The organism is Roseateles sp. (assembly GCF_049240545.1).
GTDB lineage: Bacteria > Pseudomonadota > Gammaproteobacteria > Burkholderiales > Burkholderiaceae_C > Paucibacter_A.
On the sequence record NZ_JBMLSK010000230.1, the window covers coordinates 1 to 1,201 of the forward strand.

Annotated in this window: 1 protein-coding gene; it reads left to right on the forward strand. The window is 62.4% G+C overall.

The genetic code is table 11. The annotated features are described in order from the left end of the window. Positions 1–72 precede the first annotated feature (72 nt). A complete protein-coding gene (locus ACOVRJ_RS16245) occupies positions 73–1,152 on the forward strand; it encodes an IS630 family transposase (RefSeq protein WP_422044877.1) in 1,080 nt (359 codons plus the stop codon). Positions 1,153–1,201: the final 49 nt, after the last annotated feature.

Consider the following 1,201-nt stretch of genomic DNA (forward strand, 5'->3'; position numbering starts at 1 on the left):
CTAGTGGATCGCACCTGACAGAAGAGTCCGTTTAAGGATTCCGCTGACGGTCGGCGCGTGCGAGTCTGGGTGATGCGCACTGGCATCACCATTGACGTCAATCCTGCCGACCGAGTTCGTCTCTTGGCGGTAGCGGCGGGTCGGAACAGCCCGCAGAAGCACGTCTGGCGAGCGCAGATCGTGTTGCTGTCGGCCGATGGGCGGGGAACCGCTGAGATCATGCGGTTGACTGGCAAGTCCAAGACCTGCGTCTGGCGGTGGCAAGCACGCTTTATGTCGGCCGGCGTGGACGGCCTACTGCATGACAAGACGCGCCCTTCGCGCATCCCGCCGCTCGGTGTGGAGGTGGCAGACCATGTGGTCGCCCTGACGCTGACCGGCCCGCCGGGCGAAACCACCCACTGGACCAGCGCCGCCATGGCCGAGGCCGTTGGGATCAGCGTCAGTTCAGTGCAACGCATCTGGCGTCGCCATGGCCTACAACCGCATCGGATGCGGCAGTTCAAGCTGTCCAATGATCCGCAGTTTGCGGCCAAGGTTCGCGATATCGTCGGGCTTTACGTCGATCCGCCTGCCCATGCGGTGGTGCTGTCGGTCGATGAGAAGAGCCAGATACAGGCCCTCGACCGCACCCAACCGGGGCTGCCGCTCAAGAAGGGGCGCTGCGGCACCATGTCCCATGACTACAAGAGGAACGGCACCACCACGCTGTTCGCAGCCCTGAACGTGCTCGATGGCGGCGTGATCGGGCGTTGCATGCAGCAGCACCGGCATCAGGAATTCATCCGCTTCCTCAACGCCATCGAGGCACACGTCCCGGCAGGCAAGCTCGTGCATGTCATTCTCGACAACTACGCCACACACAAACACCCCAAGGTTCTGCGATGGCTGGCGCGCCATCCGCGGTTCACCTTCCATTTCACACCGACGTCCGCGTCATGGATCAATGCCGTCGAGGGCTTCTTCGCCAAACTGACCAAGCGCCGACTGAAGCGAGGCGTGTTCCATTCCCTCGTCGCTTTGCAGGCGGCAATCAATCGCTTCCTTGCCGAGGCAAACGAAAACCCGAAACCCTTCCGCTGGACCAAGGACCCCGACAAGATCATCGCAGCCGTCAGGCGCGGGCACCAAGCGTTAGACTCGATCCACTAGGCTCGAAACCCAATCATCGGTAGCCGCGGCTCGGGGTGACGTGATTCAA

Bases quoted from the DNA above. Each gene is read 5' to 3' on its own strand.
- ACOVRJ_RS16245 (WP_422044877.1), top strand. From the start codon at position 73: ATGCGCACTGGCATCACCATTGACGTCAATCCTGCCGACCGAGTTCGT.